Genomic DNA, 20,188 nt, shown 5'->3' with positions numbered 1-20,188 from the left:
GAACAGTGCGGGGGCATGACCCCAGCTTTCGAGTCCCACGGGTCATCCCCGCGGGTGCGGGGAACAGTCGCCGCCCGAGTTCGCGCCGTCCGTGACGTTCGGGTCATCCCCGCGGGTGCGGGGAACAGGGAGGCGGGGCCATGTGCGGGGGCATGACCGGCGGGTCATCCCCGCGGGTGCGGGGAACAGCGCATCATCATCCCCGCGCATCGCGTGATGGCCGGGTCATCCCCGCGGGTGCGGGGAACAGACCTGAGGGCTCCGGAGGCCAGGAAGATCCAGCGGGTCATCCCCGCGGGTGCGGGGAACAGCCGCCTACACGGCCGGGCAGCGCGTCATCCTGCGGGTCATCCCCGCGGGTGCGGGGAACAGAGTTCGACGTCGTAGGTCAGCAGCATGAATGGCGGGTCATCCCCGCGGGTGCGGGGAACAGCCCCGGCCACGGGGGCGGCACTTTTCTCGTGCCGGGTCATCCCCGCGGGTGCGGGGAACAGGGTGGCTGTTCGTGTTCCAGGAGAAGCGGCCGCGGGTCATCCCCGCGGGTGCGGGGAACAGCCGTGGGACACCGGGGCGCCGACCGTCGCGAGCGGGTCATCCCCGCGGGTGCGGGGAACAGGGCGGTCGTTCCGGCTCCGGGATGTTGAGGTTCGGGTCATCCCCGCGGGTGCGGGGAACAGGATACGGCCGAGGAGAGGCTGGTCGAGGCGATCGGGTCATCCCCGCGGGTGCGGGGAACAGCATTGCGACCACAGCTCGCGCGCGCAGGCCGCCGGGTCATCCCCGCGGGTGCGGGGAACAGATCCCCGCCGCGCGCTGTTCCGCCTCCCAAGCCGGGTCATCCCCGCGGGTGCGGGGAACAGATGCGCGAGCGAACCTGATGGCGGGGGCATGGCGGGTCATCCCCGCGGGTGCGGGGAACAGTGAGGACGGGGCTGATGAGCCGTAAAAAGGGGCGGGTCATCCCCGCGGGTGCGGGGAACAGCGGGTCAGGACGGCGAGGTAGCGCAGCCCCCCCGGGTCATCCCCGCGGGTGCGGGGAACAGTATCGAGGATTTCGTGGCTGCGGGTCGTCTGTCGGGTCATCCCCGCGGGTGCGGGGAACAGTGCGCCCGCAGGTTGTCCATGAGGCCGGGGATCGGGTCATCCCCGCGGGTGCGGGGAACAGTAGAGGGCGGCGACGGGTTCGGCGCGGACGGCCGGGTCATCCCCGCGGGTGCGGGGAACAGCATGCCTCCCACGGCTTCCGCACCATGCATGGCGGGTCATCCCCGCGGGTGCGGGGAACAGCCGTGGAGGCGCCTGTCGTGACGGCCGGGGCGGGGTCATCCCCGCGGGTGCGGGGAACAGGTAGAGCGGCGAGCCGCCGTTGCGGGCCATCGCCGGGTCATCCCCGCGGGTGCGGGGAACAGGCGCGGGCGATCACGACGACCCGGTTGGCCGCCGGGTCATCCCCGCGGGTGCGGGGAACAGTTGGCAAGGTAGCCGTCCAGGACGGTGCGGAACGGGTCATCCCCGCGGGTGCGGGGAACAGCATCATCACGTCCGCGACGCGCGCCATGATGACGGGTCATCCCCGCGGGTGCGGGGAACAGGTTCGACGAATGGTACGGGCCGTTGGCGATCCCGGGTCATCCCCGCGGGTGCGGGGAACAGACTGGCTGGAAACCATTGTTCCGACGAGGTCTTCACGATGTCAATTCCGGCACCGGATGAGACACGGCGTGGAGCCGGTTCAAGGCGGGCGGTCCGGCGGGGCGAAGGCCACCAGCTTCAGGCCGTCGAACTCCACCGGCCGGCGCCGGTTGCGGCCCACGGTGACAAAGTCGAAGCCCTGATCGGTCGGCGCCTTCCACGCCATCACGGCATCGCCCTCTCCGATCCACGCTTCCACCTCGCTCCAGATGCGCTCGCGCGTGCGGGCGGAGTAATCCCCCACATACACGCCCGCGCGGATCTCGAGCAGCCAGGCGGCCAGCCGGCCCCGCAGCCGCGGCGGCGCGCCCTCAACCACGATGACCATCATCGCCGGACGTCTCCTCTCCGAAGGCAGGCCCCAGCGCCTCAGGGGGCGGATCGGGACGCGGCAGCTGGCCGGCCGACAGGATCTCCTCGATCCGGGGGATGATCCGCGTCAGAAGCCCCGTGCGCCGGAACGCATCGCGGCAGGCCAGGCGCACCGCCCGTTCGGGTGGCATGTCCAGCCGCCCCCGGGCCGCAAGCCCCGCTACCCGAAAGGCCTCGGGCACCACGGTGTCGAGCTTCCACAGATCGGCGATGTCATAGACGAAGGACAGCGGCTTGCCGGTGTGGAGAAAGCCGATGGCGGGCGCGTAGCCCGCGGCCAGCACGGCCGCCTCGGTCAGGCCGTGCAGGCAGGCCGTGGCGGCCGAAAGGCACCGGTTCGGAACGTCGGAGGCGTCCCAGTCGCCCACGTCATAGGCCCGCCGCGTCCAGGCGACGCCGTGCTGCGCCGCCAGCAGCTCGTAGGCGCGGCGGACGCGCTGGCCCTCGATGCCGCGCAGCTGGTCGATCGAGCGCCGCTCGGGCGCCGCCTCGCCGAAGCGCTCCGCATACATGCGCCGGACGACGCGCAGGCGGGCGGCAGGGTCGAGCGCGATGGCGGCCTGCCACAGGAGGCGGTCCGCCCGGGCGCCGCCCGGCTGGCCGGCCGAATAGAGCCGCACGCCGCCCTCGCCCACCCAGACCACCAGCGTGCCCGTCCGTGCGGCGAGCGCCACGGCGGCATGGCTGATGCGGGCGCCGGGCTCGAGCATGAGGCAGGCCAAGCCCCCCACGGGAACGTGGACCCGCGTGCCGTCGGCCTCCACGGCGACAAAGGCGCCGTCCTGCACATCGAGGCGCGCCCTTTCGACGAAGACGAGCGATGCGCGATCCTTCAGCGGAATGGGCCGCGGCGGAGGCAGGCCGGGCAGCGCCATGCTCAGGGTGCTCGGCGGATCAGCATCAGGCCGCAGCCGAAGGCCTTGGCCCGCCCGAACCCTGCCGCGATTCCGGCCAGCAGGGCGGCCGGGTCCGTGACGCGCAGCGTTCCGGCAAGGTCGAGGATCCCGAATTGCGGCTGGCCCCTGCGCGGGCCGCGACGGCCGGGAAGCGCCACGACCGAATAGTCGGTGGCCGTCGCCGTCTCCACCGCAAAGCCCGCGCGCTGCCCTTGGCGTGCGAGCCAGGCCGCGCCTTCGCGATCGGCGAGCGCCATGCGGGCCTCGCGCCGCGCGTCGGACACCCCCCCGGGGGGCAGTGCATGGAGCGCGTCCATGACGACATCCACCCGCACCGCGTCCGGCCTGCCGTCCCCGCCCCGGGGGCCCACGCGGCGCGTCCGGGTCGCATTGGCGCGCAAAAGAAAACCGAGACGGTCTCCGGCGCGCAGGTCGGGGGCAAAGGGCTTCGTCTCGGGCGGCTCGAACAGCCCGGCCCCTGCCGGGTCGGGCGGCCGCGCGGAAAGCACGAGGAAGCGTCCGCCTCCGTCGGCCCGCCACAGGAAGTCCCGTCGCCGGTCGGCATGGTCGGCGAACAACGTCCAGAGCAGGCGATGATGCGCATCCATCGCGCGGGTGGGATCGTCGGGATCGACGAGCCCGGACAGCGCCGCCGCAGCCGGTGCGCGCGACAGGACCAGCCGCGAGAGCCAGAGCGTCACGGCGTGCTCCCGAGCCGGAGATCGGGGGAGAGGACGATCACCTCGCGAGGCCCGAAATGCCAGCCGGCCCGGTCGAGCGCACGGTCCCGCCGTGTCTCGATGCGTCCGCCCGATGGCAGGGCCGGGTCAACGTCGCAGGCTACCAGCCGCGCCCGCGCCGCGCCGCGCCAGGGCGGCAGAGGCAGTGCGGCCAGCGCGGCGACCGGGTCCGGAGCCTCCAGCACGCGGGGCGCGGGAGGCAGCGCGAGGGGACAGGATTTCCGTCCGAAATAGAGGGGAAAGACCGGCCGGCGCAGCGCCTCGGCCAGAGCGCCGAGCGGCGCGCCCCAGAGCGCCACCCCGACATGGACTCCCGTCCGGTAGTCGCGCAGCGTGACCGTGGTGTGCACGGCCCGGCCCGCCCGGGTCAGCGCTGCAGGCCGGCTGTCGGGTCGCTTCGCCGCAGCGCCGGGAACGGTCTGCACGGTGTGGAAGTCGCGCAGCGGCAGGCCCTCGTCGAAGACCGCGACGGCCGTCCGCACCGCCTCGAGCGCCGCCAGTCCCTCCCGGTCGTCGCGCCTGAGCCCGAGAGCTGCGGCGCAAAGGCCGAGCACGGCGGACCGGCCTGGCCAGGCCAGCGTGCCCCGCCGCTCGTGTCCCGCGAACTCCCCCATCGCGGCCATCGCCGCCGTCAGGGTAAAGACGAGGTACTCACCCACGGCCGACCCGCTCCACGGCGGCGCGGGCGAAGCTCTTGATCGCGGCCAGAGAGCCACGCCCCTCCATCACGTCCATGATCTCGACCGCATCGGCGGAGGGGCCATAGGCCGCGTCGATCCGGCCGGCCATGTCCTCCATCGCCTCGACCGAGGCACGCAGCAGGTCCGCCCCACGGACGGGCCGGAAGAACGCCCCCGTCAGGTCGCGCGGCGACGCCGTCCCTGCTTCGGCGCGGACATGCATCGCCCGCGGGTGGTGGGCATGGCTGTTCTGCTTGCCCCGAGGCGTGGCGGTGGCCAGCGCCTCGGCCAGCGCCTCGGCCCCCCGCGCGGCCAGCTCGCGATCGCCGGCCAGGTTGTCGATCAGCAGGTCGCAGGAGACGCAGGCATAGAGGTAGAACACACCCGAGCCGAAGCCGTGCTCGCCCAGGTGACCCGCGCCCGCATCGTCCTCGCGCGTCTTGAGGTCGTCCACAGCGGCGAACCAGTCGTCTTCGGCCTGCGCGGCATGGGTGGTGATCGCATGCGCCACCTGCACCGCGGCCTCGCGGCCGAAGTCAGGCGCATCGGCCAGCATCCGGCCGAACATCGCGATGTCCACGGCGCCGTCGGCAGTGCGCAACACGGCGCTCTCCAGCTTCGCGGGCAGGGCCTCTCCTGCGAGACGCCGCTCGGCCAGGCTCAGGGCCAGCGCCCGCTCCTCGGGCGAGACGAAGGCGAGGGTTGTCTGCAGGGCCGGCTGCGGCTCGCCCTTCTTCGGCGCCACGAGCTTGCCGAAGGCCACCACGACCTCGGCCGCCACCTCCCGGGCGCGGTCGGGCTCGGCCCCCTTGGCCACGAGATGCTCCTGCACGACCTCGCCGATCCGCTTGGTCCGGCTGCCCAGATGCCCCTTGAGGCCCATCTGGAAGGCAGGCGACATCCGCAGCGCGCGCTTGATCGCCTGCGACGACAGCCGCAGCCGCGGCGCACCGCCCAGCATCGCGGCCTTGGGGCGGCCCTGATCGTCGCGGTTCGGGTTCGAGGGGGGATAGGGCGTCAGCAGATGGAACTGGAGAAAGGTGGTCATGCGCGGGCGTCCTGAGCAGTGGGTCCGTCAGAGGAAGGGGCCGCAGCCTCGGGCGCCCGGCCGCCGAAATAGTCGAAGCACCAGCGGATCCGCGCGGCCTCGTCCCAGCGCAGCAGATCCTGCGCGAGGCGCGCCACGTTGCACCGATCTCCGGCCAGCGGCAGCGCCCGGCGCACCGAGACAGCGAGCGTGACCGCATCGGTCTCGCGCAGCATCCGCTGGAAACGCAGCCGCGAGAGCCGGGGCGGATCGCCCTCGCCCCAGAGACGCGCCAGCGGCTCGGGCGTCTCTGCCTCCACCGCCGCCAGGACATGGGCCAGAGCGGCAAGCCGCGCAGCCCAGGCTTCGCCCAGCTCCGCCCGCAGCCCCGGATGCGCCGTGCCGAGCGCTCGGGCAAGGTCATGGACCGCCGGCTCCGACAGGACCGACACGGGATTCGCATCCCGTCGCAGACGGGCACACAGGCCGCGCGCTTCGCCCGTATCGGCCCGAAGCCGTTCGCGCCACCATTGCCGGGCGGCACCAGCGAGGGCGTCCTGCGTCATGCGTCCTCCGTCTGCCTGGATTCGGCCGGCGGCGCGAGGCCGAGCCGCCCGTAGAGCCGCGCGCCCGTCCGGCTGCGCCCGGAAAAGGTCCCGAGCAGATGCGACCGGCCGCGCACGATCCGCTCGGCCATCTCCGGCTTGCGCGTCCCGAGGCCCGGCAGCGCAAGCGCATCGAAGATCCCGAGTGCGGTCCTCCGCATGTCTCCCAGCCAGTCTCGCGCCACCGCATCATCCTCCCGGCCCGATTCCAGATCCCGCAGCCGCGCCAGAAGCGCGCCTTCGGTGCGGTGGACGAACGATTCCAGCTGCGCCTCGAGAGCCGATCCCTCGGCGAGGAACGGAAGGAGGGCCAGGCGCAGCGCTCCCCGGGCCTCCTCGGCCGCCTCGCCCAGCCCCAGAAGCGTGGCCAGCCTCGCCTCGGGCAGCGCCACAAGGGGCTGGCGCGAGAAGACGAAGTCGCGAGGCTTCATGTTGTCCATGACCCAGCCGGCGACGATGACGGCCGCGCCCGGGCCACCCCCGCGCGCGACGAACGTTTCCAGCGCCGCCGCCCGCTCCTCCAATCCCTCGCCGCGCACGAACAGCGTACCCAGCCAGTTGCGATAGCCGAAGGCCCCCGCGCGGGGATGGCGGGGCAGCAGCTCGCTTCCGGCCTTCATCCGGTAGTAGGGTGTCAGCGGATGCCGCCAGCCGGCATAGTTCGTCCCGTGCGGCCGCTGGATCACGCCCGTCACGCAGCCCTGCTCGACCACCAGGCGCAGACGGCGCGGCATCCCGAAGAAGGCCTCTGCCGGATGCACGTCGCCGGGAAGGACCTGCCGCCCCGTCTCCGAGGTCCGGGTCGGCCGCATCCAGGGCAGGATGCCCGGCCCCGCCGGACTTCCGTCCGGCACATTGGCCCAGACGAGATCCCAGAGCGGGCCGCCGCCGCCGCCCTGTCCCGCGGGATCGACCAGCGTGACGAGCGGCCCGCCGCCGCGCAGCGATGTGCGATTGCCGGCCCCGCCCGAGGGCGCGAAGGCCTGGAAGGCGTAGAGTGCCATCGCCGCGAGCGGCAGGGGCAGCGCCGGGTAACGGTCGCGCCGCACCATCAGGTCGGCATTGTTCCGGGCGGTGTTTCCGCCCGCGCTGTCGAGGAACAGCAGGTCCGGCGGGCTCGGCTCGCCCCCGAGCACCTCCAGGTCCTGAAGGAACCGCGGCCCCTCCCCCTCCAGGTCGAAGGCCGGGGCGAGCGGGGCGAGGCGCTCGTGCAACCGCGCCGGATCGGGTCTCCGCCGCGCCGCCCAGTCCCGCGCGTCCGCCGGCGGATCGGCGAGGAAGACCAGCCCGATCAGCAGCTCGAGGCAGGCGATCTCGAGATCGGCCCGCGGCCAGTCCGGCCAGAGGACATCCGCCTCGGCGATCTGGTCGGGCCGGATGGTGCGGGGACCCGCCGTCGTGCGGACGGGAATCCACGGGTCGGTGATGAGGTTGAGCGACGCGGCCACTTGGAACCCCCGGGCAGGATCAGACCATGGCGATCACGCGTTCGTCAACGCGGATGATGCCGCCGCAGGAGTCAGGACAACATCAGCCCGGTCTCCGCCTCGTAACGCAGGCCTGCGCAGATCGTCCCGTCCTCCGCCACCGGGCAGACCGTGACGGCCCGTCGCCGCCAGTCAGGCCAGTCGCGCGTCGCCTCGGCGATGGCTGGCCCCGCCTGGTCGGGCAGCGCAAATCCCTTCAGCCGTCGCGCGGAGGCCGCGACCTCGCTCAGCGCCCAAGCTTCCGCAGGGTCGGCAGCCTCGGCCCATGGGCGCAGGCAGCCGTCCTCCAGCCGCGCAAGCGCAAGCGTCCGCACCGGCTCGCCCAGCCGGGTCGGGTAATCGGCGTCGTCGAAGCCCTTGCTCGACCGGTAGCCCGCCGCGATGTCGAGCAGGTTCGTCCGCGCGTGGTGCCGCTCGGCGTGGCCTGCGCCCAGTGTCGCGCGCTCCGCGGCCTCCAGCGCCGGCGGCACCGGGGTGGCCCCTTCGCCATGCACCGCCTCGATCAGCCCGCGCAGGCCGTGCGGAGCCGCGATGGTGCCCGCGCGGCCCAGCGCTTCGGCCGTCCGCCACAGGTCGGACACCGGATAGACAAAGGCGCCGCGGCCCAGCGCGGCCTCGGCCCAGTGCGGCCCGTCTACCCGCGCGGGATCAGGCGACAGGACATGAAGGATCGGCGCCGGCACGGGACGGCTGGCGACGGGCCGCCGGTCGAGATGCCGCCAGAGCCGCCCTGCGCGCTGGATCAGCGCAGCCATCGGCGCAAGGTCGGAGATCATGACGTCGAAATCCAGATCGAGCGAGGACTCCACCACCTGCGTCGCCACCAGCACATGGCCTTCCCGCCCCACGCCCTCCTTGCCGAAGCGGGCCAGCGCTGCTGCCTCGTGCCGCTTGCGGTCACCGAGCGCGAAGCGGGCATGGAGCAGCATCGCCGGGACGTCGCGCCCCCGCAGCGCCGCCACGCCAGCGATGGCCTCGTCCACGGCGTTGCGGATCCAGACGCAGGCGGCGCCGTCGCGGGCCGCGTCGCTCAGCAGATCGAGCGCCTCCTGCGTGCTGGCCAGCCGCCGGACCGCGACCGGCCCCTTCGCCGAGGGGGGCGCGCGGTCGCGCAGCGCCGCATGGCCGGGGACCGAGAGCGACGGATAGGCCGGGTCATGATCGGGGACGGCTGCCCGCCCCGCCCCCTCCTCGAAGGCGGCCGAAAGCCGCGCGCGCAGGTCCAGCGGCAGCGTCGCCGTCAGCAGGATCGCAGACCCCCCGCGCGCGGCATGCAGCCCGAGCAGCGCCGCCAGCTCCTCGGCCATGTAGGGCTGGCCCATCTCGTGCACCTCGTCCACGATCAGGATCTTCGAGGCCAGGCCCCACTGGCGCAGCGTGGCAAAGCGCGTGGGCAGCACCGCGAGCAGCGCCTGATCTACCGTCCCCACGCCGATCTGGGCCAGCAGCGCCCGCCGCCGTCCGTCGGCGAGCCAGGGCGCGCAGGTCGCGTCGTCGCTGCGGGACGGCTGCCCCCTCAGGTCCCGGAACGGCACGGACAGGCCCGCCCGGCCATGCGCCAGCGTGAGCGAGGGCGCCTCGAACAGCCGTCCCGCGACGTCGCGCAGGCGCGCGAACATCGCATCTGCCGTCGCCATCGTCGGCAGCGCCACGAACAGCCCGCGTCCCTTGCCTGCCCGCAGCATCCGCTGCGCGAGGATCAGGGCGGCTTCCGTCTTGCCGCTTCCGGTCTCGTCCTCGAGGATCGCGAGCATCGGCCCAGCCCGCAGGGGCAGCCGCGCGGCGGCCGCCTGCATCGGCCGCAGCGCGAAGCCGAAGAGCGTGCCGTCCCGCACCGGACCGGGCACCAGCCCGGCCGCCTCGACCGCCGCCTCCGCCCGCGCCCGCGCGCTCTCCAGATAGGCCGCGGGCGCCGGGCCGGCCGCGACGGGGGGGAACCAATGGGGGTTGGAGCCGACCCAGTCCGCCGCCGTCACCAGCCCCGAGAGCCACCAGCTGAGCCGCTGCGCCTCCGCCACGTCCATGTCCAGCCGCGCGCCCGGCCACAGCCCGAGCAGCGCTTCGATCGCCGCCCGCGCGTCGCGCGCCGCCTCGGGGCCGGCCGCCCGCTCCATGCGGGCGAAGTCGTCGAGGCCGAAGCCCGAGACGGCGGAGGGCGGCTGCCCGTGATGCCCCGCGCAGGCCGCCGCAAGCGCGCGCAGCGCCCCTGCCTCCCCGCCCAGGCGGCCGAGCAGCAGTCCCTCGTTGCGCCTCAGCCACAGCTCGGTCACCTCCCAGTGGCGACGGGTCTGTCGCCGGCCTTCGCGAAGCATGGCGCGGAACTCCGCCCCGATCTTGCCGAGATCGTGGAGTCCGGCCAGCAGCGCGAACAGGTCCCGCCTCTCCGGCGCCAGCGCGTCGGGTCGCAGCAGGACCTCGGCCACGGCGGCAACGTCGAGCATGTGATAGACCGCTGGATGCCCCATCCCTCCGGCCGCGGGCGCGCTCTTGCCCGGCCAGTCGGTCAGGAACGACGGCTCCGGCATGATCGCGGCTCCTCGACCTGTCTCGTCCGCGCGGAAGCGACGACGACCCGGGAGAGGCTGTCAAGACGGCGGGACGGCCGCGAGGGCGCAATGGTTCCCCGGCCCTCGGACGGGACAGCGGCGGTGCGGTCGGCGGGGGGACTGGCTGGGGCGCTAGGATTCGAACCTAGGAATGGCGGTACCAAAAACCGCTGCCTTACCACTTGGCGACGCCCCAGCAGTGGCGGGGGAGATAGCCCGACCCGTCCGCCTCCGCAAGCCCCCCTCAGACCCGCAGCGGCTCGGCCTTGGCCAGCCGGTCGAACCGCACGAGAGAGGCGACCAGCCCCTCCATCCGCTCCAGCGGGATCATGTTCGGCCCGTCGGACGGCGCGCGGTCCGGGTCCTCGTGCGTCTCCAGGAACACCGCCGCGATCCCGAGGCTCACCGCCGCGCGCGCCAGAACGGGCGCGAACTCCCTCTGCCCGCCCGAGGCCCCGCCCAGGCCCCCAGGCTGCTGCACCGCATGGGTGGCATCCATCACCACGGGCCAGCCCGTCCGCGCCATCACGGGCAGCGCGCGCATGTCCGCCACCAGCGCGTTGTAGCCGAAGCTCACCCCCCGCTCGGTCAGCAGGATGCGCGTGTTGCCCGTGCTCGCCACCTTGTCGGCCACATGCGCCATGTCCCAGGGCGCCAGGAACTGCCCCTTCTTGACGTTGACCGCCGCCCCCGTCCGCCCCGCGGCCAGCAGCAGGTCCGTCTGCCGGCACAGGAAGGCGGGGATCTGCAGGATGTCCACGGCCTCGGCCGCCGGCGCGCACTGCTCGGGCGCGTGCACATCCGTCAGCACCGGACAGCCCACCGTCTCGCGCACCGCCGCAAGCACGCGCAGCCCCTCCTCCATCCCCGGCCCCCGCCGGCCCGAGAGCGCGGTGCGGTTGGCCTTGTCGTAGCTCGCCTTGAAGACATAGCCCGCCCCCTGCGCGGCGCAGATCGCGGCCATGGTCTCGGCGATGCGCAGCGCATGGTCGCGCGTCTCGATCTGGCAGGGCCCGGCGATCACGCAGAGCGGGCGGTCGTTGCCGAAGGTCACGGGGCCGACGCGGACCTCGCGCTGGGTCTGGGTCATGGGGCACCTCCTCGCGCGTCCCTAGCGCCCTGCGCCCGCCCCGTCACCCCCCTTCACCCTTTCTTAACCCCCGCCTGCCAAGTCCCTGATCCGCGGGCGGAAGCCGGACGCAACACCACCGTGCGGTGGTCCAACCTTGCGTTAACCATTCCCCGGCATCCTCCGGCGCCAAGCCCCTCCCCCGCGCCCGGAGCCCCCATGCCGCCCCTTCTCGCCTTCCACGAACCCTTCCGCCTCGCGCCCGCCCGCCACGCGCTGCTCGCCCGGCTGCGCGAGGGCCTGCGCCCCTTCGCCACCAGCCGCCGCGACGCCAGACCCCTCGCCCGCGCCGCCCTCTGGCAGGCCGCCCTCTGCGCCGCCTCCCCCGCCCCCGACGCAGCCCTCGCCCTGACCTGCCAGAGAGCCTTCAGCCGCTTCGTCCAGGCCTGGCTCGCGCTCGACTGGACGCACCACAACCCCCTCCACGCAGACCCCTTCTGGGACGTCTCCGACCGCCCCTGGACCCAGGCCGACGCCCAGGCCGAACAGGAGCGATGGGAGGCGGAGGGGAGCCTTGGGCGGCCGGGCGCGTCAGGCGGTGACCTGCTCGCGCAGGATCGAGGCGGTGAGCGAGACCATGAGGTAGAGCCCCGAGAAGATCAGGAAGGCCAGGACCGTGTTCTCGAAGGCGCGCGGATAGGTCGCCTCGTCGGGGGCGACGGGCTCGACCCCCAGGGAGAGGTAGCGCACCTGCCGGTTGGCCTCGATCTGGGCGCTCTCCATCTGGGTCAGGGCCTGCTGCACCAGCATGGTCTGGAAGGTGTAGTTCTCCTCGGCCAGCCGCAGCTCGGTGTTGCGCGCGGCCAGGCTCGCCCCGGCGGCCGAATCGCGGGTCATCTCCTCGCGCAGCCCGGCGATCAGCGTCTCGATGTTGGCGATCTGGCTGCGCAGCGCATCGACCTGCGCCTGGTTGGGCCGCGGCACCGAGAGGCGCGTCTGCAGCGTCAGCAGGAGCTGCTGGCGCTCGGTCTCCAGCGCGCTGATCTGGCTCGTGCGGGCGGCCGTCTCGCCCACGGGGTCGATCTGCTGGACCTCCGACTGGATGCGCAGCCACTCGGCCAGGGCCTCGGCACGCCGCCGCTCGGCCGCCTCGTAGCTCTCGCGGGCCCCCCGCATCTGGTCCTCGCGCAGCCGCTGGGTCAGCTGGTCCACCTGCTCCTCGGCATAGCGGATCAGCGCCTCCGAGAAGGTCTGGCTCAGCGCCGGGTCGGGGGCGATCACCTCCATCTTCACGATCCCCTCCGTGGGGTCGTAGCTGATCTTCACATGCTTGCGGTAGAGGTCGAACAGCGCCTCGTTGCTCGCCCCTTCGGGCAGGCGCTGGATCGGGTCGATGGCGGGGTCGGAGAAGGCCTCGCGGAAGCCGTGCTCCGCATCGAGCCGCGCCAGGGCGGCGCGCGAGGCGAGATAGGCCTGCACCGCCATGGAATCCTGCTGGTTGGCCATGGACGTGCCCTGGAACAGCCCGCCCAGCCCCGGCGCCATGCCCTGCGCCTCGGCCTTCTGGATGATGAATTCCGAGCGCGTGGCGTACATCGGGGTGGCGATGCGGGCGTAGTACCAGCCCGCCATCGCCGTGGGCAGGACCACGAAGACCAGAAGCCGCACCGCCAGAAGCAGGGCGCGCCGCCGGCGGCGGCGGGCCAGGTCGCGCTGGATGCGCAGGATCTCCTCCGTGCGGCGCCGCGCGGCCTCCTCGTCGCCCGGCCCGCCGGGCAGCGTCCGGGCCCCCGGAGCCTGCCGGGCGGGGTGCTGGGGCAGGGCAGGGCGCGGCCCGACCGCCGGCAGCCCGCCGCCGCCGCCGGCCTCGGGCAGCTCGGCGCCCGCCGGCTCGCCCCGGCCCTCTCCCGCGCCGGACTGGACCAGTTCGAGCAGGCTCGAGGGCTGGAACGGGTCGATTCCTCGCGCCCGCAGCGCCCGCACCGCCTCGAGGTCGGAGGTCGCGGCGATCCCGTGCTTGAGCGCCACCCGCCGCGCCATGCGCAGCTGCCGCCCCGTCAGCCCCTCGCGCCGGATCGCGTCAAGATCGTCGCCCTCCGCGGCCGCGGGATCGGTCACCGGCCGCAGGGCCGCCACCCGCGCCCCGCCGCCCGCCACCGCCCGCAACGGCTCTGCCGCCGCCGCGGCGGGCTCCTCGAGAAGCGGCTGGCCGCGCCGCAACCGGTAGCGCCGGACCCTAATGCCCATAATCGTAGAGCTCCCTTGCCTCCTCGAGGGTATCGAACAGATGCAGCCGACCGTCCCGCAGCACCCCCGCCTGCCGCACGAACCGCTCCAGCACCGCGGCCTGGTGCGAGACGATGACCACGGTGGTCGTCTCCAGGCGCTCGCGCAGGACCTCGCCCGCGCGGCGGTTGAAGGCCACGTCCGTCGTCTGCGGCATGCCCTCGTCGATCAGGTAGAGGTCGAAATCGAGCGCGAGCATGAGCGAAAAGGACAGCCGCGCCCGCATGCCCTGGCTGTAGGTGCCCACGGGCATGTCGAAATATTCGCCGATCCCGGCCATCCAGCGGCAGAACGCCTCGACATGGTCGGGGTCGAGCCCGTAGAGCCGGGCGATGTAGCGGCTGTTCTCGCGCCCCGAATGGCGCGGCACCACGCCGCCCATGAAGCCCAGGGGAAAGGAGACGCGACAGCTGCGGGTGATCCGGCCCTCGTCGGGCTTCTCGAGGCCCGCCATCATGTTGATGAGGGTCGTCTTGCCCGTCCCGTTGGAGGCGAGGATGCCGAGCGACTGCCCCATCTCGACCCGGAACGAGGCATCCTCCAGGATGACCTTGCGGCGCTGCCCCGTCCAGAAGGACTTGCTGACATTGGCGAATTCGAGCATGGCCCCCGATCCGACCGCAACGCCCCTCCCTGCGACCGAAGGATTCGGCCCGGGATGCGAAACGATGGGGCCGTGATGACCCCGGATTGTGGCGGAAGCCCGCCCCGGACCGAGGATAAACCGTGGCCGGCCCGCCGGAAAGTGACAAGACCGGGGGCAGATGATGGCGCGCCGCGACCCGAGGGAGGGGTGCCCCCGGCCTCCGCCGAGCCGACCGTCGCCGCCCGCATCCGCGCCTGCCGCCTCTGCGCGCCCCGATTCGCGGCCACCGCGACGGCCCACGCGCCGCGCCCCGTGGTCTGGTTCGCCTCCGCCGCGCGGCTGCTCGTCGCCTCGCAGGCGCCCGGTGCGCGCGCGCATGCCTCCGGCATCCCCTTCTCCGACGCCTCGGGCGTGCGGCTGCGCGACTGGATGGGCGTCACCGAGGCCGAGTTCTACGACCGCTCGCGCGTGGCCATCGTGCCCATGGGCTTCTGTTTCCCCGGCTACGACGCCAAGGGCGCCGACCTGCCGCCCCCGCGGATCTGCGCCGCCACCTGGCGGACCGAGGCGCTCGGCGCGCTGCCCGGCGTGAGGCTCACGCTGCTCGTGGGGGGGATGGCGCAGGCCTGGCATCTGGGGCCCGGTCCGGTGACGGCGCGCGTGCGCGCCTGGCGCGACACCTGGCCTGCGGTCGTGCCGCTGCCGCATCCCTCCTGGCGCAACACCGCCTGGCTGCGGGCCAATCCCTGGTTCGAGGCCGAGGTGCTGCCCGCGCTCCGCGCCCGCATCCGCGAGGTTCTCGATGGCTGACACGCCGCTCGCCCGCGCCGCCCGCCTCTGGCGCGCCCGCCCCGGGGACGACCGCGCCCGTCTCGCCTTCTTCGAGGCGCTCTCGGGGGCCGAGCTGGTCCTGCCCCTCTCCGGCGAGGGAGAGGGCGACAGCGTGGAGCCCGAGACGGCCGATCTCGGCGGCATCCCCCATGTGATCGCCCATGACGGCCCCGCTGCGCTCTCCGGCCCCGTCCGCCCCACGGCCACGCTGTCGGGGCTCGCGCTCGCACAGATGCTGGCGGGGCAGGGTGCGGGCGTGGCGCTGCGCCTGTCGGGCGGCGAGGAGATCGCCGTCTCGCCCGAGGCGCTCGACTGGCTGGCCCGCCACCTCGCCGCGGGGCCCGAGCGGGCCGAGGCGCGCCCGCGGACCGTCTTTCCCCCCCGCGGCCTGCCGCCCGCGCTGCTGTCCGCGCTCGACCGGCGGCTGGCGGGCGCGCAGGGCCTCGCCGCCGCGGCCTGGCTCGCGGCGGTGGAGTGGGAGGACGGCACGCGAGGCCACCTTCTCGCCGTCGAAGGGGCGCGGCCGGGAGCGGAGGAGGCGATCGCGGCCTCCGTCCACGCGGCTGTCGCGCTCTCGGATGCCGGGGGAGTGCGCCTCGACGTGACCTTTCTGCCCGCGGGCGCCCCGGTCCTCGCCCGCCTCGCCCGCGTGGGCCTGCGCTTCGACCTCGCCCCCCCCGACGAGCGGCCCGCCGCCCCGCCCCGCCTGCGCTGAGATGACCGTCCGCCCCCCCCAGGAAAGGAGCCCGCCCATGTCCCTGATCGACGAAGCCGCCCGCGTGCGCGAGCGCGCCTATGCCCCCTATTCCGGCTTCAAGGTCGGCGCCGCGATCCGCGCCGAGGGGGGGCGGGTCCATCTCGGCGTCAACGTCGAGAACGCCGCCTATCCCGAGGGCACCTGCGCCGAAGCCGGCGCCATCGCCGCCATGATCGCGGCCGGCGACAGCCGCATCGCCGAGGTGGCGGTGATCGCCGACGCGCCCCGCCCGGTGCCCCCCTGCGGCGGCTGCCGCCAGAAGCTCGCCGAGTTCGGCGGCCCGGACGTGCCGGTGACGCTCGCCACCCTGCGCGGCGCGCGGGAGGAGACGACGATCGGCGCGCTGCTGCCCGGCGCCTTCGGCCCCTCGGACATGGAGGCGTCCTGACATGGAGGCACGGCTCGATGCGGCCTGGGTCAACGGGCGGCTGCGGCGCGGCGAGGAGCCGACCGAGCCCGAGCTGCGCTGGATGGCGCGCGGGCTGGCCTCGGGCGCGGTGACGGACGCGCAGGCGGGCGCCTTCGCCATGGGCGTCTGCATCCGGGGCCTCTCGCCCTCGGGGCGGGTGGCGCTCACGCTGGCCATGCGCGATTCGGGCCGGGTGCTGCGCTGGGACCTCGACCGGCCGGTGCTCGACAAGCACTCGACGGGGGGGATCGGGGACGCGGTCTCGCTCGTGCTCGCCCCCGCGCTCGCCGCCTGCGGGGTGGCGGTGCCGATGATCTCGGGGCGGGGGCTGGGCCATACGGGCGGCACGCTCGACAAGATGGAGTCGATCCCCGGCGTCGAGCCCAAGGTTTCCGAGGAGGCGCTGCGCCGCATCGTGGGCGAGGTGGGCTGCGCCATCGCCGGCGCCACGGCCGAGATCGCCCCGGCCGACCGGCGCCTCTACGCCATCCGCGACGTCTCCGGGACGGTGGAGTCGATCGACCTCATCACCGCCTCGATCCTGTCCAAGAAGCTCGCGGCCGGGCTCGAGGGGCTGGTGCTCGACGTCAAGTGCGGCTCGGGCGCCTTCATGAAGACCGAAGGGGAGGCACGCGCGCTGGCCCAGGCCCTGACCGAGGCCGCGAACGGCGCGGGCTGCGCCACGGCCGCGCTCGTCACCGACATGGACGAGCCGCTCTGCCCGGCCGCCGGCAACGCGGTCGAGGTGGCGCTCTGCCTCGAGCTGATGGAGGGCCAGCGCGAGGCGGCGCCGCGCCTCCATGACCTGACGGTGGCACTGGGGGGCCGCCTCCTCGCGCTCGCGGGCGAGGAGGAGGAGGCGGGCGCCGGCCGCATCGCCCGCGCGATCGCCTCGGGCGAGGCGATGGAGCGCTTCGCGCGCATGGCCGCGCTGATGGGCGGGCCGCGGGACCTCGCGCAAAGCTGGCGGAGCGACCTGCCGCGCGCGCCGGTGGTCCGCCCCGTCCCCGCGCCCGAGGAGGGCCACGTCGCCGCCATCGACGGCGAGGCGCTGGGCCGGGCGGTCGTGGGGCTGGGCGGGGGACGCCTGCGCGAGACGGACCCGGTGGACCCCGCCGTAGGCCTGACCGCGATCGCCCCGCTTGGCGCGCGGGTCGGGCGGGGCGATCCCCTCGCGCTGGTCCATGCCCGCGACGAGGCAGCGGCGGAGGCGGCGGCTGCGGCCGTCCGCGCGGCCATCAGGCTGGGCGAGGCGCCCGCGTCGCGGCCGCTCATCCTCGGGCGCATCGGCTGAGCCCCCCTTGGCGGCACGCGGCAGGGCGGGCTAGAGGGGCCGGAACGGGACAAGGGGACGGATGGGTGGCGCGGGCCTTTCTGGTGGTCATGGATTCGGTCGGGATCGGGGGCGCGCCCGATGCGGCCGAATTCTTCAACGGCGACGTGCCCGACACGGGCGCCAACACCGTGGCCCACATCGCGCGGACCGCGGGCCTCTCGGTGCCGACCCTCTCGGCCCTGGGCCTCGGCCATGCGCTGCGCCTCGCCTCAGGCGAGGAGGTGCCAGGGCTGCTTGTCGCGTCGCCCGAGGGTGCCTGGGGGGCCGCGACCGAGGAGAGCCGGGGCAAGGACACCCCCTCGGGCCACTGGGAGCTGGCGGGGGTGCCCGTGCCCTGGGACTGGACGGTGTTCCCCAAGACCGTGCCGTGCTTTCCGCCCGACCTGGTCGAGGATGTCTGCCGCCTCGCGGGCACCGACGGCATCCTCGGCAACCGCCATGCCTCGGGCACCGCGATCCTCGAGGAGGAGGGCGAGGCGCATTGGCGCACCGGCTGGCCCATCTGCTACACCTCGGTGGACAGCGTGTTCCAGATCGCCGCCCACGAGGAGCGCTTCGGCCTGGCGCGCCTTCTGGACCTGTGCGAGCGCATCGCGCCCCGCCTGCACGCGATGCGCGTGGGCCGCGTGATCGCGCGCCCCTTCACGGGCAGCCCGGAGGAGGGCTGGACGCGCACTGCCAACCGGCGCGACTTCGCCATCGCCCCGCCCGCGCCCACGCTCTGCGACTGGGCGGCCGCGGCGGGCCGGCCGGTGCGCGCCGTGGGCAAGATCGGCGACATCTTCTCGGGGCGCGGCATCACGGACGTGGCCAAGGGCCCGGACCGCGCGCTGATGGACCACCTCCACCGCCTCGCCGCCGAGGCCGAAGACGGCGCGCTGGTCTTTGCCAACTTCGTCGAGTTCGACAGCCTCTACGGCCATCGTCGCGACCCGGCGGGCTATGCGCGCCATCTCGAATGGTTCGACGCGGGTCTGGGCGCGCTCCTGCCGCGGCTGCGGGAGGGGGATCTTCTGGTGGTGACGGCCGATCACGGCAACGACCCTACCTGGACCGGCACCGACCACACGCGCGAGCGGGTGCCCGTCCTGATCCACGGGGCGGGGCCGCGCGCACTCGGCCTCATGGCCTTCGTGGACGTCGCGGCGACGATCGCCGCCCATCTGGGCCTGCCCGAGCGGGGCAGGGGAAGGAGCGTTCTGTGAGCGACTGGCAGAGCCGGCCCAAGGTCGAGCTGCACCTGCACATCGAGGGGGCGGCCCCCCCGTCCCTGATCCGCGCCCTCGCGGCCGAGAAGGGCGAGGACCTGTCGCGGATCTTCGACGAGGCGGGCCATTACCGCCGCGGCACCTTCGAGGAGTTCCTGCGCCATTACGAGGCCGCCGCCTCGGTGCTGCGCACGCCCGCCGATTACCGCCGCCTCGTCCTTGCCGTGCTGGAGGAGAGCGCCGCCCACGGGGCCGTCTATCAGGAGGCGTTCCTGAGCCCCGACTTCTGCGGCGGCGGCGACGTCGAGGCCTGGCGCGACTACGCCGCCGCCATGGCCGAGGCCGCGGCCGAGGCCGAGCGCGAAACGGGCATCGTCCTGCGCGGCATCGTCACCGCCGTGCGCCATTTCGGTCCCGAGCGCGCCCGCGTCGCTGCGCTCTGCGCGGCCGAAACGGCGGGAGACTTCATCACCGGCTTCGGCATGGGGGGAGCCGAGCTGACGGCCCGGCCCGGCGACTTCGCCTGGGCCTTCGACTGCGCGCGCGAGGCGGGGCTCGGCCTCACCTGCCATGCGGGCGAATGGGGCGGACCGGACATGGTCGCCGACACGCTGCGCGACCTGCGCCCGTCGCGCATCGGCCACGGCATCGCCGCCGCCCGCGACCCCGCCCTGACCGACCGGCTGGCCGAGGACGGGATCGTGCTCGAGGTCTGCCCCGGCTCCAACGTCTATCTCGGCGCGGTCCCTTCCTGGCAGGCCCATCCGATCGCCCGGCTGCGCGAGCGCGGCGTGCGCGTCACCGTCTCGACCGACGATCCGCCCTATTTCCACACCACCCTGACCCGCGAGTGGGAGGAGCTGGAGCGCGCCTTCGGTTGGGGCCCCGAGGATCTCGACGCGCTCAACCGGGTGGCGCTGGACGCCGCCTTCTGCGACGCGCCCCTGCGCGAGCGCATCCGCAAGCGACTGGAGGCCGCATGACCGATCATCCCGAGGGCGTCACCGTCGTCACGCATCCGCTGGTGCAGCACAAGCTCACCATCATGCGCGAGCACGACACATCGACCGCCTCGTTCCGCCGTCTCCTGCGCGAGATCAGCCTGCTTCTGGCCTACGAGGTGACGCGCGAACTGCCCATGACGACCAAGCGCATCCGCACCCCCCTGGCGGAGATGGACGCGCCCGCCATCGAGGGCAAGAAGCTCGCGCTCATCTCGATCCTGCGGGCGGGCAACGGGCTGATGGACGGGATCCTCGACCTGATCCCGGCCGCCCGGGTGGGCTTCGTGGGCCTCTACCGCGACCCCGAGACGCTTCAGCCCGTGCAGTACTACTTCAAGGTCCCCGCCCAGCTTGAGGACCGGACCTGCATCGTCGTGGACCCGATGCTTGCCACCGGCAATTCCTCGGCCGCCGCCGTGAACCTGCTCAAGCAGGCGGGCGCGCGCGACATCCGGTTCCTGTGCCTGCTCGCCGCGCCCGAGGGGATCGCGCGCATGCGCGCGGCGCACCCGGATGTGGGCATCGTGACGGCGGCCATCGACAGCCACCTGGACGAGCACGGCTACATCGTGCCGGGTCTGGGGGATGCGGGCGACCGGATGTTCGGGACCAAGTAGGCGCCGGACGGAACCGCCGCCGCCCCGGACGGCTTTACAG

18 protein-coding genes, 1 tRNA gene and 1 CRISPR repeat array (1 of these 20 cut by a window edge) are annotated in these 20,188 nt (G+C 73.9%); of the genes, 7 read left to right on the top strand and 12 right to left on the bottom strand.

Annotation, left to right across the window (positions count from 1 at the left end; all coding sequences use genetic code 11):
* Positions 1–1,653: direct repeats of the CRISPR family, unit length 29 nt; unit sequence CGGGTCATCCCCGCGGGTGCGGGGAACAG; it reaches 1,243 nt to the left of the window's first position.
* 79 nt (positions 1,654–1,732) lie between these two features.
* The 12 genes from cas2e to GT358_RS06405 all read right to left on the bottom strand — a co-directional run bounded on the left by cas2e (position 1,733) and on the right by GT358_RS06405 (position 14,004).
* The gene (cas2e, locus tag GT358_RS06460) at positions 1,733–2,023 is read right to left on the bottom strand and encodes a type I-E CRISPR-associated endoribonuclease Cas2e (protein ID WP_166581779.1); all 291 of its coding nucleotides are present in this window, start codon (positions 2,021–2,023) and stop codon (positions 1,733–1,735) included.
* Complete coding sequence (gene cas1e / locus GT358_RS06455; RefSeq protein WP_166581778.1) at positions 2,004–2,939, bottom strand: type I-E CRISPR-associated endonuclease Cas1e; 936 nt, start codon at positions 2,937–2,939, stop codon at positions 2,004–2,006. The genes cas2e and cas1e overlap by 20 nt, the downstream gene beginning before the upstream one ends.
* A 2-nt stretch (positions 2,940–2,941) precedes the next feature.
* Positions 2,942–3,661: a type I-E CRISPR-associated protein Cas6/Cse3/CasE gene (cas6e, locus tag GT358_RS06450; protein WP_166581777.1), complete on the bottom strand. Its 720-nt coding sequence runs from the start codon at positions 3,659–3,661 to the stop codon at positions 2,942–2,944.
* A complete protein-coding gene (gene cas5e, locus GT358_RS06445) occupies positions 3,658–4,359 on the bottom strand; it encodes a type I-E CRISPR-associated protein Cas5/CasD (protein ID WP_166581776.1) in 702 nt (233 codons plus the stop codon). The genes cas6e and cas5e overlap by 4 nt, the downstream gene beginning before the upstream one ends.
* Entirely contained in the window at positions 4,352–5,428 is a 1,077-nt protein-coding gene (gene cas7e, locus GT358_RS06440) for a type I-E CRISPR-associated protein Cas7/Cse4/CasC (protein WP_166581775.1), read from the bottom strand. The genes cas5e and cas7e overlap by 8 nt, the downstream gene beginning before the upstream one ends.
* Positions 5,425–5,973 (bottom strand): type I-E CRISPR-associated protein Cse2/CasB, encoded by a 549-nt coding sequence (gene casB, locus GT358_RS06435; RefSeq protein WP_166581774.1) that lies wholly within the window; start codon positions 5,971–5,973, stop codon positions 5,425–5,427. The genes cas7e and casB overlap by 4 nt, the downstream gene beginning before the upstream one ends.
* On the bottom strand, positions 5,970–7,460 hold the full coding sequence (gene casA / locus GT358_RS06430) for a type I-E CRISPR-associated protein Cse1/CasA (protein ID WP_166581773.1): 1,491 nt from the start codon (positions 7,458–7,460) through the stop codon (positions 5,970–5,972). The genes casB and casA overlap by 4 nt, the downstream gene beginning before the upstream one ends.
* Positions 7,461–7,531: 71 nt before the next feature.
* Positions 7,532–10,024, bottom strand: coding sequence for a CRISPR-associated helicase Cas3' (gene cas3 / locus GT358_RS06425; RefSeq protein ID WP_166581772.1), 2,493 nt, complete (start codon positions 10,022–10,024; stop codon positions 7,532–7,534).
* Positions 10,025–10,166: 142 nt separating this feature from the next.
* Positions 10,167–10,241: transfer RNA gene (locus GT358_RS06420), tRNA-Gln, on the bottom strand.
* Between the two features lie 48 nt (positions 10,242–10,289).
* Entirely contained in the window at positions 10,290–11,135 is an 846-nt protein-coding gene (gene kdsA, locus GT358_RS06415) for a 3-deoxy-8-phosphooctulonate synthase (protein ID WP_166581771.1), read from the bottom strand.
* A 570-nt stretch (positions 11,136–11,705) separates the two neighbouring features.
* Positions 11,706–13,361 (bottom strand): capsule biosynthesis protein, encoded by a 1,656-nt coding sequence (locus GT358_RS06410; RefSeq protein ID WP_166581770.1) that lies wholly within the window; start codon positions 13,359–13,361, stop codon positions 11,706–11,708.
* Complete coding sequence (locus GT358_RS06405; RefSeq protein WP_166581769.1) at positions 13,351–14,004, bottom strand: ABC transporter ATP-binding protein; 654 nt, start codon at positions 14,002–14,004, stop codon at positions 13,351–13,353. The genes GT358_RS06410 and GT358_RS06405 overlap by 11 nt, the downstream gene beginning before the upstream one ends.
* 189 nt (positions 14,005–14,193) lie before the next feature.
* Between GT358_RS06405 and GT358_RS06400 the strand changes: the two genes are divergently transcribed.
* From GT358_RS06400 to upp, 7 genes are all read left to right on the top strand, one after another.
* Complete coding sequence (locus tag GT358_RS06400) at positions 14,194–14,796, top strand: uracil-DNA glycosylase family protein (RefSeq protein ID WP_371416236.1); 603 nt, start codon at positions 14,194–14,196, stop codon at positions 14,794–14,796.
* On the top strand, positions 14,789–15,532 hold the full coding sequence (locus GT358_RS06395; RefSeq protein ID WP_166581768.1) for an SseB family protein: 744 nt from the start codon (positions 14,789–14,791) through the stop codon (positions 15,530–15,532). Before GT358_RS06400 ends, GT358_RS06395 begins: the two co-directional genes overlap by 8 nt.
* A 37-nt stretch (positions 15,533–15,569) precedes the next feature.
* Positions 15,570–15,962 (top strand): cytidine deaminase, encoded by a 393-nt coding sequence (locus GT358_RS06390; protein ID WP_166581767.1) that lies wholly within the window; start codon positions 15,570–15,572, stop codon positions 15,960–15,962.
* A gap of 1 nt (position 15,963) precedes the next feature.
* The gene (locus tag GT358_RS06385) at positions 15,964–17,277 is read left to right on the top strand and encodes a thymidine phosphorylase (protein WP_166581766.1); all 1,314 of its coding nucleotides are present in this window, start codon (positions 15,964–15,966) and stop codon (positions 17,275–17,277) included.
* Positions 17,278–17,342: 65 nt separating this feature from the next.
* Positions 17,343–18,524: a phosphopentomutase gene (locus GT358_RS06380; RefSeq protein WP_166581765.1), complete on the top strand. Its 1,182-nt coding sequence runs from the start codon at positions 17,343–17,345 to the stop codon at positions 18,522–18,524.
* A complete protein-coding gene (locus GT358_RS06375; protein WP_166581764.1) occupies positions 18,521–19,510 on the top strand; it encodes an adenosine deaminase in 990 nt (329 codons plus the stop codon). The genes GT358_RS06380 and GT358_RS06375 overlap by 4 nt, the downstream gene beginning before the upstream one ends.
* Positions 19,507–20,148 carry a uracil phosphoribosyltransferase gene (gene upp / locus GT358_RS06370; protein WP_166581763.1) on the top strand — a complete coding sequence of 214 codons (642 nt, stop codon included), beginning with the start codon at positions 19,507–19,509 and terminating at the stop codon, positions 20,146–20,148. Before GT358_RS06375 ends, upp begins: the two co-directional genes overlap by 4 nt.
* Positions 20,149–20,188: the final 40 nt, after the last annotated feature.

The organism is Rubellimicrobium sp. CFH 75288 (assembly GCF_009904055.1).
Taxonomy (GTDB): Bacteria; Pseudomonadota; Alphaproteobacteria; order Rhodobacterales; family Rhodobacteraceae; genus Rubellimicrobium.
Note: the sequence above shows the minus strand (reverse complement) of the source record. Positions and strands in the feature narration are given on the sequence as shown.